Annotated in this window: 9 protein-coding genes; 3 read left to right on the top strand and 6 right to left on the bottom strand. The window is 45.0% G+C overall.

What is annotated here, in order from left to right; genetic code table 11:
* The first annotated feature begins 61 nt into the window (after positions 1-61).
* Positions 62-466, top strand: a complete 405-nt coding sequence (locus AAA970_RS15935; RefSeq protein ID WP_338237885.1) for a hypothetical protein — start codon at positions 62-64, stop codon at positions 464-466.
* 456 nt (positions 467-922) lie between these two features.
* On the opposite strand, the gene AAA970_RS15930 is transcribed toward AAA970_RS15935, so the two are convergent.
* Positions 923-1,816: an alpha/beta hydrolase gene (locus tag AAA970_RS15930; RefSeq protein WP_338237884.1), complete on the bottom strand. Its 894-nt coding sequence runs from the start codon at positions 1,814-1,816 to the stop codon at positions 923-925.
* Between the two features lie 164 nt (positions 1,817-1,980).
* On the opposite strand from AAA970_RS15930, the gene AAA970_RS15925 reads away from it, so the two are divergent.
* On the top strand, positions 1,981-3,504 hold the full coding sequence (locus tag AAA970_RS15925) for an IS5 family transposase (protein WP_338237883.1): 1,524 nt from the start codon (positions 1,981-1,983) through the stop codon (positions 3,502-3,504).
* 496 nt (positions 3,505-4,000) lie between these two features.
* On the opposite strand, the gene AAA970_RS15920 is transcribed toward AAA970_RS15925, so the two are convergent.
* From AAA970_RS15920 to AAA970_RS15900, 5 genes are all read right to left on the bottom strand, one after another.
* Positions 4,001-4,435, bottom strand: a complete 435-nt coding sequence (locus AAA970_RS15920) for a hypothetical protein (protein ID WP_338237882.1) — start codon at positions 4,433-4,435, stop codon at positions 4,001-4,003.
* Between the two features lie 506 nt (positions 4,436-4,941).
* Positions 4,942-5,805: a hypothetical protein gene (locus tag AAA970_RS15915; RefSeq protein ID WP_338237881.1), complete on the bottom strand. Its 864-nt coding sequence runs from the start codon at positions 5,803-5,805 to the stop codon at positions 4,942-4,944.
* Between the two features lie 699 nt (positions 5,806-6,504).
* Complete coding sequence (locus tag AAA970_RS15910; protein WP_338237880.1) at positions 6,505-7,674, bottom strand: glycoside hydrolase family 53 protein; 1,170 nt, start codon at positions 7,672-7,674, stop codon at positions 6,505-6,507.
* Complete coding sequence (locus AAA970_RS15905) at positions 7,675-8,205, bottom strand: GNAT family N-acetyltransferase (protein WP_338237879.1); 531 nt, start codon at positions 8,203-8,205, stop codon at positions 7,675-7,677.
* Between the two features lie 173 nt (positions 8,206-8,378).
* On the bottom strand, positions 8,379-9,791 hold the full coding sequence (locus AAA970_RS15900) for a hypothetical protein (RefSeq protein WP_338237878.1): 1,413 nt from the start codon (positions 9,789-9,791) through the stop codon (positions 8,379-8,381).
* A gap of 605 nt (positions 9,792-10,396) precedes the next feature.
* On the opposite strand from AAA970_RS15900, the gene AAA970_RS15895 reads away from it, so the two are divergent.
* Complete coding sequence (locus tag AAA970_RS15895) at positions 10,397-15,097, top strand: glycosyl hydrolase family 18 protein (protein WP_338237877.1); 4,701 nt, start codon at positions 10,397-10,399, stop codon at positions 15,095-15,097.
* Positions 15,098-15,725: the final 628 nt, after the last annotated feature.

Here is a 15,725-nt window from a genome sequence, read left to right as displayed (position 1 = left end):
AGGAGGACTGAAACGTTTATAAACGAGTATAAACGTTTCAAAAGAACTTTAAATGAATTAAATGGCAGATGTTTGTTTGTATTGTCAGGCGCCTATTCTGGTAGGGCGGGCAGATCGAAAATATTGCGATAGCAAGTGTCGGTCTGCTTTTCATAATCAACAGCGCAAAGATGCTTTCGCCAGAACGATCGCCTTAAATAAGCTATTGATGAAAAATCGAAATATTCTCAAAAAACTATCCCCTGAAGGAAAAGGGATCATTCGCAAAGAAGTATTGCTGCGTTATGAATTCTCCTTTGAATACTTCACCAATCTCTACCTCACCCAAAAGGGCCATGTCTATTATTTTTGTTACGAATATGGCTTTTGCCCCATTCTGGAGAAAGGAATTGAAAAATTACTGATTGTGAAGTGGCAGGATTATATGGCTAACTATCAATATAATCCATGGAAAAAATTACGATAAATAAATTTGGACATTCAAAAAATGAACTCGTTCAGCTGTTTAGGCCTAGCACCAGCTCCCAGTCTAGGCATGGGCAAATTTCTACTCAGGAAAGGTAGCACACCCATTTTGAGAAAAATCCATTTGATCTTGGAAAGGGAGCTGCTCACATTATTCCGGTAGCACCATCCTCGTCCAAGGGGGGAATGCACTAACCAGTAATAAATCCTATCAAACAATCCATACTAGCGCAAAAAATTACCAGCTGATACCCAAAGCACTGCATGCACTGCCCCCTGCGGGCGCAAGCTCGCCAGGCTGAGGGATCAAGCCATTGTTGGAGCTCCTTTGGGCAGGGCACGCTTCCGGCCCCTTCGCCCTCGCCCAAAGAGCGACTGGCGCGAGCCCGACCGGAGTGTAGCGGAGGGCAGCCCCTGACAAAAAAGTCTATAGCGTAAAAAATTCCATTACACTTTTCTACTTCGTTTTTTCTATTTCCTTAAGAAACTCGATTACCACTTTTTCAAATTCTTCAGGAAAACGGCGATACAGATCCTCATGCTTTCCGCCCTGAAAAAAGTGCAATCTTTTTAATTCAGCACCACTATTACGAAAAAGCTGCTCGGTCTCTGGTACCGGAATCTGACTTTCTTGATCTCCGGCCAATATCAGGCTAGGGCTATGCACCTGCCGAATCAACGCTACCGGACTTAAACTTTCCCTGGAAGCGGCAATTTGCTGTTCTGTAAAATAGATCACCGGTTGAAATAGAAATAATGGAATTTTAAATTTAGCGATCCGATTATTAAAAGCATGGGTAATATTATCATAGCAAGACTCCAATATTATAAAATCAAGCAAATCAGTCGCCGAGCATGCGTACACAATCGTTGCAGCACCCAAAGACTGGCCATCCGCTCCTATGCGTTCAAAGCCGCTATCACGCAAAAAAGCAATACTGGCGACTAAATCCTTTTGCTCATGCCATCCAAAACTGATGGCATTCCCCTCGCTTTTCCCGGTTCCTCTTAAATCCGGGAGGAGTACAGCATAGCCCTGGTTTAAATAGAACTTCGCCCTTTCCAATTGGCCCAATCGATTTCCCCTAATCCCCGATAAAAGGATTACCGCTTTGGATATCCCTTCCTGGTGATGATGAGGTATGAAGCAGGAAGAAATCATCAGTCCATCCGCTGAGGGAATACTGAGGTCCTCCACCGCAAAACCATCAAGCTGGGTGATATTATTAAAATCCGAAGGATTGGGGCGGACCAAATATCGGGCAGAAAGGTAGGAGCTTAGCCCCCATCCCAACAAAAAAAGGCCACTTAAGGCAAGTATTATTTTAAATTTACTATTCGAAATAGCCACTGGTTTATTATAAATAGGGTCTGCTGAAATAGCTCGAATTATCTAAAAACGACTGAAGATCAACTTATTAAATCACATTAAATCTCTTTTAGTGCAAGGGGAAATTTTGTAAATTGTCCTTTAAATAGCCCCAGGGCTCCTTTCCTACTTTTTTAGCTTGCACTATGATTAAGCATTCCCCTGATCAACTTGAGATTTCTGATTTTATGGACCCGTATTTGGGTGGCCTTAATCCCAATAATAGATGGATTATTATGGCCAAAGAAATTCCTTGGAGTCAATTAAAAAGGATCTATGAACGGAACATGTCCTTCGACAAAGGAGCTAGACCTAAACCAGCGCGTTTAGTGATTGGAGCCTTGATTATCAAACACAAATATAAGTTGTCTGATAGAGAAACAATTGAACAAATCAAAGAAAGTCCATATCTACAATACTTTGTTGGATTGCATAAATTTCAACATGATCAGGTATTCGATTCTTCATTATTTCCGACAATTAGAAAGCGTTTGACCATAAAAGACTTTAATGATTTAAGTCACTTACTCCAGAGTCATGACGTTAGTATTGATGAGCAAAGCGAACTTCGTGATGAAAAAAATGTAGAAAGTGATACAAAATATAAGAAGCCTGAAATTGAAAACTCGATTTCAGTTGATGCTACTGTAGCGGTGCAAGAAATTCCTTATCCGACCGACCTGGCTTTGATCAATAAGGCTCGCATTGAATCAGAAAAAATCATCGATATATTATGGGAATTTGTTAAAACAGATGCTAAGAAACCTAGAAGCTATCGACAAAAAGCCCAAAAAGAATTTCTAGCGTTGACAAGAAAAAAGAAGAAAGGCGCCGATTTTTGGAGGGCTGCAAATCGAAAACAACTACAGTATCTTCATCGAAATATAGGGCATATTCATCGTCTATTAGACCAAATTAAGGTAGGTATTCCTTTGAATAAGCGTTTTTTGAAGCTATTGTATGTTATTCAAGAAGTGTATCGCCAACAAATGGAAATGATTGAAGAGAAGAAAAATACGGTTGGTTTCCGTATTGTAAACTTATATCAACCACATATTCGCCCCATCATAAGAGGGAAGTCTGGAGCGAATGTTGAATTTGGAGCTAAAATATCAATATCTATTGACCAAGGCTATTCTTATATTGACCATCATGATTTTGAAGCATACTATGAAGGGGAAGAGGAGATTATCAAAAAGCATATTGAAGCACATAAACTACGGCACCCTCACACTAAGCTAAATGGAATTGTTGGAGACAAAATTTATGGAAATCGAAATGCTAGAGAAGTTTATGATCAAAATGATATAACTTTCGTCGGCTCACCTCTTGGAGCTCCTCCTAAAGATCCTGAAAAAATTAAAGAGCGGGAAGAGAATAAGGTTATCCATCAAAAATTGAGGAGTCATGTAGAAGGAAAATTTGGACAAACTAAAAGAGGGTATGGATTGAATAATATTAAGGCACGAAGATCAGACACCACAAATTCTTGGATTGGTGCCATCTTCTTTATTGCTAACCTTGAAAGTTTCATGAAAGGAATCTTTTTTGACCTTTTTTTCATTATTTATGAATATGATTTATGGGCATTAGTAACATCAATAATCGAAGCTGGAATTGGTCAACCAAATTTCAAGAAAAATAAAGAGACCTTTTTAAGCAGACCCTAATTAAGTGATAAAAAATATAAAATGTTTAAAAGCCGCTGTTAACTTAGGACCGGGAAGCGTTAATTATGATGGAGTGACCTGTACGGTCTTCTAATGAACAGGCGGGGCTGGCACTATCCCCGTTTTTTTGGCCAATCTGCCAGGGATTTTAGAGGGTATCCATTGCCCATGACCAGCCCCCCTCTGGTCGAAGCGTCTCGCTTTGACCAAGGTTGACTTCCATCGGTAGGTGGGGTGCCTTCCCTCGAAAAAAGAAAATGATGCAAATGCTCCAAAGATTATAGGTCTTAGACGAAGCCAACGACCAGCCAAATGCCCCCCCTTGAGCGGAGCGTAGAATCAATAGCTGGATCAAAAAATTGGAATCATCCCTTGCCCCTGATTTTAATCGTGGGCAAGGGGTCAGATGAGGAGGAGTATTCACAATAAAAAAAGGATCTGAATCTCCTCAAATCCTTTTTTAACTATTGTCTATGACCAAAGACTCTGACCAGGCCTATGCCTTTTTCAATCTCTTTTGTTCTGCCAGTGCCCATTCCTTATTGGCTTCAGAAGTCATCGGCCGGATTTCCCCTACTTCATTTTGCATCAGAAAAGTGGAAATGAATAGCGGTTCCTTTGGGAATTTTTCGCCCTCCTGCTCCATATTCTTTAGGAACAAATCCATATTCTGATAAAAATAGGAATTGATTAAATTGTCGGGAATCATCCCGTTCATCTTTTCCGCCTCACCGATATTGGCAAAAGTATCCTTATCAAAATCAATGCGTTGAGCAGACGGGTAATCTGCTGCTGCAGCTTCCTGCAAAACTTTAAACTTGTCATCATCACTACCGGACAAACGATAAGCTTTAAACAATGCGGCGGAAGATAATCCGGTCCTGATGTCAACGATAAACCAAATATTAAAAACGAGTTCTGTATTTTTCATAGTGCTGTTGCTCAAAAAATGTTGTTCAATATTAATGGGAAATCAGCTAAAAAGCACTGCTACAGGTCATGTTCAGCTAAATAGTCCTTTTTAACAGTGAAATCATTACGGTTTTTAAAGTGACTATTTGCTTAGAAAATCACCCATTAGGTCATTAACCTGAATTATTCACCGCTAGTTATTGAACCCACCACAAGAGGCTGTTTGTCACTTCATTATGATTGAACTTACTGAATTTCTGATAAGCCAAATTGGAGTAGGCTTGCTTCCTTCCCACCCATCTGCTTCCTTGGAAAAAACTCGAAATAGGAAAAATTCCTTCATTTTTTCCCCCTAGCAGCTAATCGAGGATTTAAGGATGAATAATCCGGCTTAAAACACCAAAAAATCCCAGGTAATTAACCACCAACCTCTTTTTTGTCATTTTATGCTTTACCCCTGGAAATAAAAAGAGAGTAGAATATCCCGACTCCTCTAATCAGCCTTCACGATACACTACCTGTTGGTCACAGCCTGCGCTCTATTAATATGGGCGTAACAACCTCTGCCGCAACTTTCTCACCTCCTTCCAAGCCACAAAGCCAACCTCCCGTATTTTCCAAAATAAATTTCAATTGGCTTCCAATATAGTCGCTTTCAAATGAAAGAAAGTGAACTTGTCTGTAAAAACCATTGAACCTGTAGTGGCCTCTTTCATCCACTATCCCCTTTACTAAAAACAGATAGGAATCTCCTTCCTCCAAAAATCCGGGAGGAAGGTTCAGCTCCCGCTTCACCATATCCGCTAACCTTCGGTTGGGAATATTACTTTTGGGAAGGACATCACAATTTAAAAAATACGAAAGACCATCTTCGGTGCTATCCAGGTATTTAGCGGGCCAATGATAGGGAACTAAAGCAGGGTACCTGACTAAATTAACCACCTGATCATAAGGAAACCTTAGGCGCTCCTTTCCAAAAGTTTCCGATATCACCTCTCCATTCAAATATTGAAGATAATACGCTCCACAACTTGATATTTCATAATCCGACTCCTTTTCATTACTCATTTTTGTCATGGCCAATACCCATTCTGTTTTAGGGGCAAATTTACTTATATAGGGTCGGCAGTTATACCCCAAATCACCGAACACGGTTATTGTATCGCGTCTTTCCGTCCCGCGCAACTTTTCCTTAATCAGAAATGAAATGGAAGTCGGAAACGGTGCTCTGCTATGGGCATAATAAGAATTATAATCGATTACCTCCCCAAAGACCACCAGCTCTGATAACTGGCTGTCCCGAAAGAAATCTCCTTCAAATATACAGTCACAAGCATTGACGGCATTAGATAATATGGCAAACAAAAAAATCAAGAGATAGCGCATCATAGTAGGTTTTACGAGGGATGAATATATGTATATTATTATAACACTAAATACATCCAGAGGAAACTTAAAAATTATCTTTTAATCGAACAAATTTCAGATCACGAAACCCTTAATGCGCTTATTCCACCACAGGCCCTGGCAGCAACTTATGAGCGAAATATTTTGGAGCCTTTGGTAGAAATGCCCGAAATAGGGCTCATTCCTTCATTTTTTCCAAGGAAGCAAATGAATGAGGATTTAAGCATAAATGAGGCTATGGACCAGGCTCAATACCGATGACCTCAGTAGTTGGAAACCGTTACAAGAAAAAAAGAGAAAGGAACTTCCAGCTCTTGTTCTCGCATGGTGCTAATCAGGCGAGCATTCGGCTGAGGGATCAAGCCATTGTTGGAGCTCCTTTGGGCAGGGCACGCTTCCGGCCCCTATGCCCTCGCCCAAAGAGCGACTGGCGCGAGCCCGACCGGAGTGTAGCGGAGGGCAGCCCCTAGCCCGAATTATTCACCGCTAGTTATTATATCCGCCACAAGAGACTGTTTGTCATTTCATTACGACTGGATTTGCAAAATTTTCGATAACCCAAATTTGAGCTATTGATAATTCGACAAAACCAACCACAACACTCTGATTTCAAGATATTTATAGCAAATCACTAAATCTAGCGGTGAATAATTCGGCTTAAAACAACATAGATTAATACCGCTAAAACTCCCCAAACACCTCCCTTATCGGCAGCAAACGATTTTCGTTTTTAAAATCGAAGAAAGTCGCATTTTCCCAGGCAGAACCTTTACCGCCTGGCGTCTTGGCATCGGTGGAGATCCAGCCGGGCTCCCAATAAATAACGCCGGATCCTCCGGCACTTTTCACTTCCTGACAGAAATCCCGGAAGAAGGTCAGTTGGCCCTCAGGGCTGGCGGGATACCCATTGATCAGGTCATCAGCCCACAGGATATTATTATTGTGGTCGGCATAGTCAAGCGTCCAGGGATAAGCCACTTCCAGCACCATGACTTCTTTCGCGTATTTACTTTTCAAATTTCGAATGGCATTGCCCATATCGGCAATGGAACGGCTGCTTCCGGCCGGATAAAAGGAGACGCCCAGAATATCAAAGTCCAGAGGCGCATTTCCGAAAACGGTACTAAAAAACCAATCGGTATGTTCGGGCTGGGCACAGTGTATCACCGATTGGATTTCCACACCGAAGGCGTCCTCCGCACGGGCGATGCCTTTCAGGCCCGCGATCAGCATTTTCCGCAATCCCTCCGGATTTGCCGTACCACTTCCCTCAGGGAATAACGCACCATGTGGAAATAGCATGCCGGTATTGATTTCATTGCCCACCTGCACCGCCAGGGGTAAACATCCCGCAGCCTGCATTTCCGCCAGCACTTGATAAGTATATTCCTCCACCTTTTGCTCCACCTCATTTAAGGACAGCCTGGCCCAGGCTGCCGGCAACTCTTGCTGCCCCGGATCTGCCCAGGTATCGGAATAGTGAATATCCAGCAATACTTCCATTCCCTGATTTTTAGCCTTCAATGCCGCCAGCTTTACATCCTCGAGGTCACTGTACATTTGCGTACCGGCATTCCCATAAATATCGCGGGTCCACAGTGGATCATGCCAGAGCCTTAAGCGTACCCAGTCCGTTCCTATGTCGGCAAATAGTGCATAGGGGTCTTGTGGGGTTCCGGAGGCATCGGCATACTGTCCACCAAAGTCCAAAAGCTGATTGACATAGGATAAGTCAGCCCCCATCACAAAACTATCGGAAGGGGGAACGACTTCCCTCTGATCTGAAGAGCAGGCAGCCATAATCAAAAAAAGCAGACCGAAGCCTGCTGAGCATATGCTATTGAATTTCATTTATACCAATTCAAAGGCCTGGGGATAAATCACCTCACCTGCATGGGCCGGGTTAAACTCTTCTGACAAAATCTTCACCATAAAAGCGCTGCTAGGTACCGTAAAGGGCGCTTTCACCCCAAAAAGCGCGGCTTCCTGAAAACCGAATTTCGGATAATACTTTTCATGCCCCAACACCACTACGGTTTCGAAACCCATCTTTTGGGCCTGCGTCAGGCCTTCGCGAATCAAAACACTCCCAATACCCTGGGTCTGAAATTCGGGCTGCACCGCCATGGGCGCAAGGGTAATCATCCCTCCTTTATATTCCGGATGCTTTACCCCCAAATGGGTAAACATAATATGCCCCACAATTTTTCCCTTGAAGGTGGCCACCAATGAAAGTTCAGGAATAAAAGCGGTTTTTTCCGCTCTCAATTCATTTACCAATTGAGGTTCAGCCTCTGAATCAAAAGCGCTTTTATTAACCTCGTAAACACCTTCAAAATCCTCTGCCGTTTCTGGTCTGATCAATACTCCGTCTAAAATCATTCCTTTCAAATTAATCAAAAAACAAACCATTAGAGATTTCAAGCCTTCCCTGCCACCCGATAACTTCCGGGATACGGAATGCTACAAATCTCAAAAGTCCACGAAAAAGGGACTCCCAAAAATTAAGAGTCCCAATATACATATTTTGTGGAAAGAATAAATAAGCAAATTTTCTATTGCATCAGCTTATCCAAATCTTCATCGGTCAAATTCAGTGGATTCAGGCAAAATGCCCAACCTTCCGGCTGTGCCTTATATTGAGATACCGAACTCTGGGCATCAAAATAACGCTCCGTCTCCGCAAAATCACCAAAATATGAGGGCACCACCATATTTTCATCAAAAAACTGCTTTACCAGTGGCAGACACTCCTTCACTTTGAGATCTGCCGCCAGGCCAATCAAAGTAGAATTCAGAAAAGCATCCGTCAGCTTACTGTTATCACGGGCCTCCCACAATTCCTGCAACACCTTTTGCACAAAAGCCTGCGCGGCAGCCTTTTCAATCCGGCCACCCATTTCCGCATAGGCGATCACGTTCACCACATAAGCTTTATCCAAGCCGGCAATTCCTTCTTCGAGGAAAAAGTTTTCAAAACGCTCTAATTCCGAGGGTTCAAAAGCATAATATGCATAACGGCTCACCAGCTGGTGGAAAGCATCCCCAAAATGGAACATCATAAATTCCTCTCCCTGCTTGGTGACCTCTATCACCCATTTCCAGCCTTCCTTCGAACGCAAATCCGTTAGCATCGCCAGCGCGCGGAACATAAAGTCCTGCTCCTCAATCTGCTCAAAATGATCATATCGACGGAAGCCATCTTCCAGCACCTTTAGCAAATCAGCCTCCAGCGCTTCTTTTGGCAATTCCAGCATCGCCTTCCATTCCGCTTCCTCGATTTCTTCTTCCTGATAGAACTTCGCCATTTCCTCCGAAAATTGGAATTCTGGCGCTACCGTGGTTTGCTCCCATTTCTCCGGATGCGAATGTACGTGTGGCACATGCTCATGTTCATGTTCCAGAGCCTGGGCATTTCCCGCCATCACTAATTTCGACACTTCATGCGTCATCGGCTCATCCGGCAATATTTTGTCCAGCTCCGAATACAATTCGTTCAACTTTTCAAATTGCTCCGACACAAAATAATATTTCGCCACCGCAAAATAATAAGCCGTCACCTCCTGAATATGAAACTGCTCCCGATCCGGGTACAGGGCGTCCAACTCCAACTCTTCCCCTAACAGATAAGTGATGTCCTCCAGAAAATCTTCGTCCAAATCACTCGCCACCAAAGCCGCGCGGCCAAATAAATAATCCGGAAATTTTTCAAACAGCAACTCATTTACTGCCTTGCTCTTGTCCATATTCCGCTGCATGACATAAGCATTCGCCAAATAATTGTAAGCCTGCGGGTACGACGGATGCTCCTTTATAAACTTTCGTAGCTTCGTGATCAATCGATCCAGCTGATTCACCCCGGAAAGAGAGTTCATCTGTGCATATAAAGCTTCCAGCTTTTCCGATATCGCCTCCGGCATCGGATAAAGCTCAATGGCATCAAAGGTAATTTTATCGCTACTAATCATGTTAAAATCGCTGTTTATACGAAGGTAAGCAGAATTCTATGGATGCCGAATATTTAAACCGCAAAAGCCACACTAAAATTGCAATAATTTGGGATACGCCAACCTTTATAATGTGTAGTGGGGGCAGTCGGATGGCAATACTTGCTTAATCCGGCTTAGATACAGGAGGTATAGCAACAGGGCGAAACCAAGATACCCTGTGAAATTTGTTCAATTTCTTCCTGCAAATAATTAAAACTCGGCTTTTTTTAAATGGCAATTTCTAAATAAGGCTAAAAATGATATACCAATTACGCAAATTATAATCATTACAAAATAAAAATTATTAATTCACTCAGGTCCAGCGCCTTATTTTAATTTCGAAATACGCAAGGTGCTATATTTTTTTACATCTTTTTCTTTACGCTGTTTAGTATCCCCAAAAACTTCCATCAACTGTTTAAGGTCTACCTAATTTAAATATCAGTACCCCTAAATATTATAGACTGATGCTTACTGTACCCCCAATTGTACACCGGAACCACTCGGCATAACCCCCTGATATTCCATAAATTATATCATAAGCAAATGGCCATTGTTTGTTTCACTTAACCAACTTATTTACTATGAAAATTATTAATACCATTTGGCGTATAGGACTTTTTGCTCTGCTCCTGTCCGCTCAAATCGCACTCGCGCAAGTGGATGGGAATGCCCCCTATTCCACTCAAGACCACCAAAAGGAAATCATTGGTTATTTCACCCAATGGGATGCCTGGAAGGACACTAAGCATGGAGTACCGGCCAAAGGGGCTTATAATCAGCTCAATATTGATTATAGCCAATACACCATTCTCAACTTTTCTTTCTTTGGCGTGGCCAAAGACGGTACCCTTCATTCCGGTGATCTAAGGAATAAATCCATTTATCAGAACGGAGCCGTTCAGGAACCGGGCGAGCTTCTGCATCCGGACATATACAGCTCTTGGGATTATTACCTGTTGTATGGCGAGCTAGAGCTGCTCTATGTCATGACGCCAGAAGCTGAAGCTGCCGGCTATATCATCAATGGCAACCGCTGGTCCAATAGCCAGACCGGTCTGGAAGGTGATATGCCGATCCCCTTCCCCAAGCCGGGTGGTGCGCCGGGCATCATCGAACTTTGTAAAGCCAACAATGTCAAACTGATGGCCTCCATCGGAGGATGGTCCATGTGCAAGCATTTTCCGGAGATGGCACGCGACCCCCAACTCCGGGCCAACTTCATTAATGACTGTAAAACCCTCATCGACATGGGCTTTGATGGCATCGACATTGACTGGGAATATCCCGGAAATGTGGGGATGAATATCGAAAATTACGGTCCCGATGACTATGTCAATTTCACCACCATGATGGAGGAAATTCGTGCTGCTATCGGTCCGGATAAGCTGATCACTGCTGCTTTTTCTGCCATTCCTAACAAATTAGCGGATTTTGAATGGAGTAAGCTGAACAACATCATGGATTATTACAATATGATGTCTTATGACTATCATGGTGGCTGGTCCAATATTGCCGGGCACAATTCACCTCTTTATTCCTATGAAGGGGAAGAATATGGCGCCATGTCCTGGAATGACACCTTCACTTATATGAGGGACCAATTAGGTATTCCCGCGCAAAAAATCACGATGGGTGTGGGCTTTTACGGCCGGGGGGTAGTGACCAATGGAGCCGCTGCATTGAATGCCCCCACGGTGAAAACCCAACGTACTTTGCAGCCGGATGGACCAGTGATGACCGCCGGAGATTTCACCAATTTCGGTGATTTCGATGCCACCCCCACCTATGAATTTATCCGACAAAAAACTACCGACTGGACCTACCACTGGGATGAAACCGCCCGTGTCCCCTACCTGACCAAGGGCAATTACTTCCTGAGCTTTGATAATGAGCAGTCCATCAGCGAAAAGGCCCAGTATGTCAATGACCATCAGATTGGCGGTGTCATTGTATGGCAAGTATTCGGTGATCTGGAAATGCCCGCCGTGCAAACTACCTTTGGAAAATTACCCTATTGCCCGGATACCAAATCGCCTTTAGTGAACACCCTCAATCAGGTATTTGCTGAAGGCGATGGCAGCCCCATAGTCAATATCCTTTCCCCACAAAATCAGGAAAGTCTGACCTCCACACCTGCCTTGGCGGCCATCCCCCTGATCGCTACCGCCTCTGATGAGAATGGCAGCATCAGCAGCCTGACTTTTACAATAGCCGGACAGGAACTGCAGGCCACTCTTAACAATAATCAGTGGACAGCAGACTGGACCCCTGCCGCTTTCGGAAATTATTCCCTGACGGCCACTGCCGTAGATAATGATGGGGAAACCGCCAGCCAACAAATTACCTTTAGTCTGGAATGCGAAGGGCCTGACTGCCCCAATAGTCTGCCTGTTATCACTGCGGTTTCCCCCACTGATGGTCAGGTGATTGAGCTGTCCGAACTGGCACCAGTCGCTTTGGAATTTACCGCTACCGATGCCGACGGAACCATTGCTGCTTCCTCCATTAGTGTGGATGGGCAAACTTTCACCGGCCTTCAGGCGAACTGGCTTCCATCTGCTTTTGGCAACTTTAGCATTTCTGCCACCGCCACCGATGATGCCGGCGAAACTTCAGAACTGATTATACAAGTGGAAGTTTTGGAAGTGGAAGCCTATTGCGGAGACGAATGGACTGCTCAGGTATACCCAGCCGGAAGTAAGGTCGTATTTGGAGGTTTCCTTTATGAGGCCGCCTGGGAAGCCGCAGCAGCCAGCCAGCCCGGTTCCTCAGATGTATGGAAATTGCAATCCGCCTGTCCGGGAACCACGCTGAATTGTGCCGACTACCCCGCCTATGATGCGGCCACCACTTATCAAACCAATGGCATGAAAGTCAGTCACCAGGCGAAAGTATACACTTTCCAAAAATGGTGGGCCGTCGGTGTGGAACCCGGCACCGATGCCACTACCTGGGCCTATCTGGCAGATTGCGGCGATGTGAATGTGGACCAGGCACCGGAGATTACCTTTATCGATCCGGCATCAGACCTCACCGTGGTTCAGGCCACCTTCAGCCCGATTGCTATCAGCTTCCTGGCCACTGATGATGGCAGTATCGTCACTAGCAGCCTGACCGTGGATGGCAATACCGTGAGCGGTAATACCTATGAATTCACCCCTGCTGCCTATGGCGCCTATGTGGTGACCGCATCGGCCACCGATGATGCCGGCCAGACCAGCTCTGCTCAAATTACCATCACCATCATCGATGAAACCACTAACCAGGCGCCAATGATTACCAGCTTTAGCCCGGCAGATGGAACTACTTTCGAACAGGCCGCTTTGGAAACTATTTCGATTGCCATTGAGGCCAGTGATCCGGATGATAACTTAACGGAGGTCATGATTGAAGTAGACAATCAAAGCTGGAGCAGCAATACGGCTGAATGGATGCCTTCCGCCTTTGGCACTTATACCATCACCGCCACTGCTACAGACAGCGAAGGTCTGACCGTGAGTGAAAGCCATACGGTGACCGTTAAAGCGTCCGCTAGTACCGGAGGAGATTGCGCTGGTATTCCCGCCTATGAGCCCTATCCTGCCATTTACCAAACCGGAGATATTGTATCCCATGAAGGTGAACGCTATGAAGCACTCACCAGCAATTTATATAATGTAACCCCGGGTACCGCCGACCATTGGTGGAAACCACTGGGCGCCTGTGAAGGTGGTGATACCGGCGGAGGAGGAACAAGCCCAACGATCAGCTTTGTCGCTCCCCAAAATAATGAAATATTCAACGGATTAGTGGCCATTGAAATTTCCATTGAAGCCGCTGATGACGGCAGCATTACCGCCACCAGCATCAAGGTGGATGGGCAAAGCCACAATGGCAACACCTACACCTTCAATCCGACCGCTTATGGTTTTTATACCATTACGGCCAGTGCTACGGATGATGAGGGCAATACCTCTACAGAAGAAATCACCATTCGGGTTAAAGACCCTGCTGCCCCCACCGCTCCGGAGCGCGTATTGGTCGGCTATTGGCATAACTGGAACCTTTCCAGCGCGCCCTACATTCGCCTGTCGGAGGTGAACCCGATGTACAATGTAGTATGTATCGCTTTTGCGGAACCAAAAATTCGGGACATCGACAATACCATGGTATTTGATCCTATTGACCTCAACAATCAGGGCAATGAACCCACCGAGGCCAGCCGTCAGCAATTCAAAGAAGATGTGGCCCTTTTGCAAAGCCAGGGTCGTCGGGTATTGATTTCTATCGGTGGGGCGAATGGCGTGGTCCATTTGGACAATGCGACCGAGCAACAAAAATTTGAAGATTCCATGGTGGAGCTGATCAATCAGTACGGCTTTGACGGACTGGATATTGACCTGGAAGGCTCTTCCCTATCCCTGAATTCCGGTGATGTGGACTTTAAAAATCCGACCACCCCGCGGGTGGTGAATTTCATCAATGCCATTAAAAACATCAATGCCCGCTTCAATAACCAGCTGATCATGAGTTCCGCTCCGGAAACGGCCTATGTACAGGGCGGAAAAAATGCTTATGGCGGCTCCTGGGGGGGATATCTTCCGATCCTGCATGCCCTGCGCGACCAACTGGATTATGTTCACGTGCAGCTTTACAATACGGGAAGTGTCATCGCCAACGACGGGCAAATTTACAGTCAGGCCAATGCGGACTTTATTGTGGCCATGACCGAAATGATGTTGCAGGGATTCCAGACCCAAAGTACGGCCGGCTTCTTTGATGCTTTCCGGGAAGATCAGGTGGCCATTGGCTTACCCGCCACCCCTGCTGCAGCACCTGCCGGAGGCTATACTGCACCGGCAGAAGTTCAAAAAGCCCTGGACTACCTGACCAAGGGAATCTCCTTTGGTGGTAACTACCAATTGCAAAATCCATCGGGATACCCGGGCCTTCGGGGTTGGATGACCTGGTCCGTCAATTGGGATGCAGTAGGCAACCATGCGTATGCCGATAATTTCGCCAATTATTACGGACTGGCCAATAACCGACAATTCGCCGAAAGTTCCCACGCACTGGAGGTGTATCCAAATCCATTTGATCACTGGTTAAGCCTGAAAAACCTGCAAGCAGGGCCGGCTCAAATCAGCCTGATCAATCAGCAGGGACAATCCATTTGGCAAAAAGAGGTTCAGGTCCAGGAAAATCAATTAACCATTGATACGCCGGAAGTACCCGCAGGCTTGTACATATTACAAATCAAACAGGAGGGGAATCAACAAAACATTCGTGTGTTAACCCAATAATGTGGTGTAATCCATCCGATGCTTAGAGGCTGCCCCAACATTGGGGTGGCCCTTTTTTATCCTTAAGCTGAAATAGGCATAAGGGAATGGCGGAATAAGAAGAAAACAAGCTCACACCAATACGGCCGACTAAAAAATCCCAAAAACCACTTAAACCCGGATTATTCATGCTTCAATCCTCTTTTAGCTGCAAGGCGGAAAAAATGAAGGAATAGTCTCCTATTTCGAGTTTTTTTCAACGAAGCAGATGAATGAGGAGAAAGCAAGCTTGCCCAAATTTGGGCAATTTAAAAAATCAGCAGAAATGAGCCTATTGATTGATAATAAATCAATTAAGGCGAATTACTTAATTTAGCGGTGAATAATTCGGGTTAAAAAGCACTGAGCACAAAGCAAAATATCCGATGCCCTGAATAATTCGGGTTAAAGCCAGCGATGCCTCACTCAGGTGAATTTTTCTTTTTTTTGTGGGGCTGCTGCCGCTTAGACGTCAGCACCGGGCTCGCGCGGCTCACCTCATCGGCCTTTTGGGCCGCTGTGGTTCAAACAAACCCGCTTCATCCCTGCCCCTGCGGGGCTTCGCCCCTGCTAAGCCGGATTATTCATGCTTCAATGCTCCTTTAGCTGC

The sequence above is a fragment of the Persicobacter diffluens genome (assembly GCF_036244895.1).
GTDB classification, from domain to species: domain Bacteria; phylum Bacteroidota; class Bacteroidia; order Cytophagales; family Cyclobacteriaceae; genus Persicobacter; species Persicobacter diffluens.
Note: the sequence above shows the minus strand (reverse complement) of the source record. Positions and strands in the feature narration are given on the sequence as shown.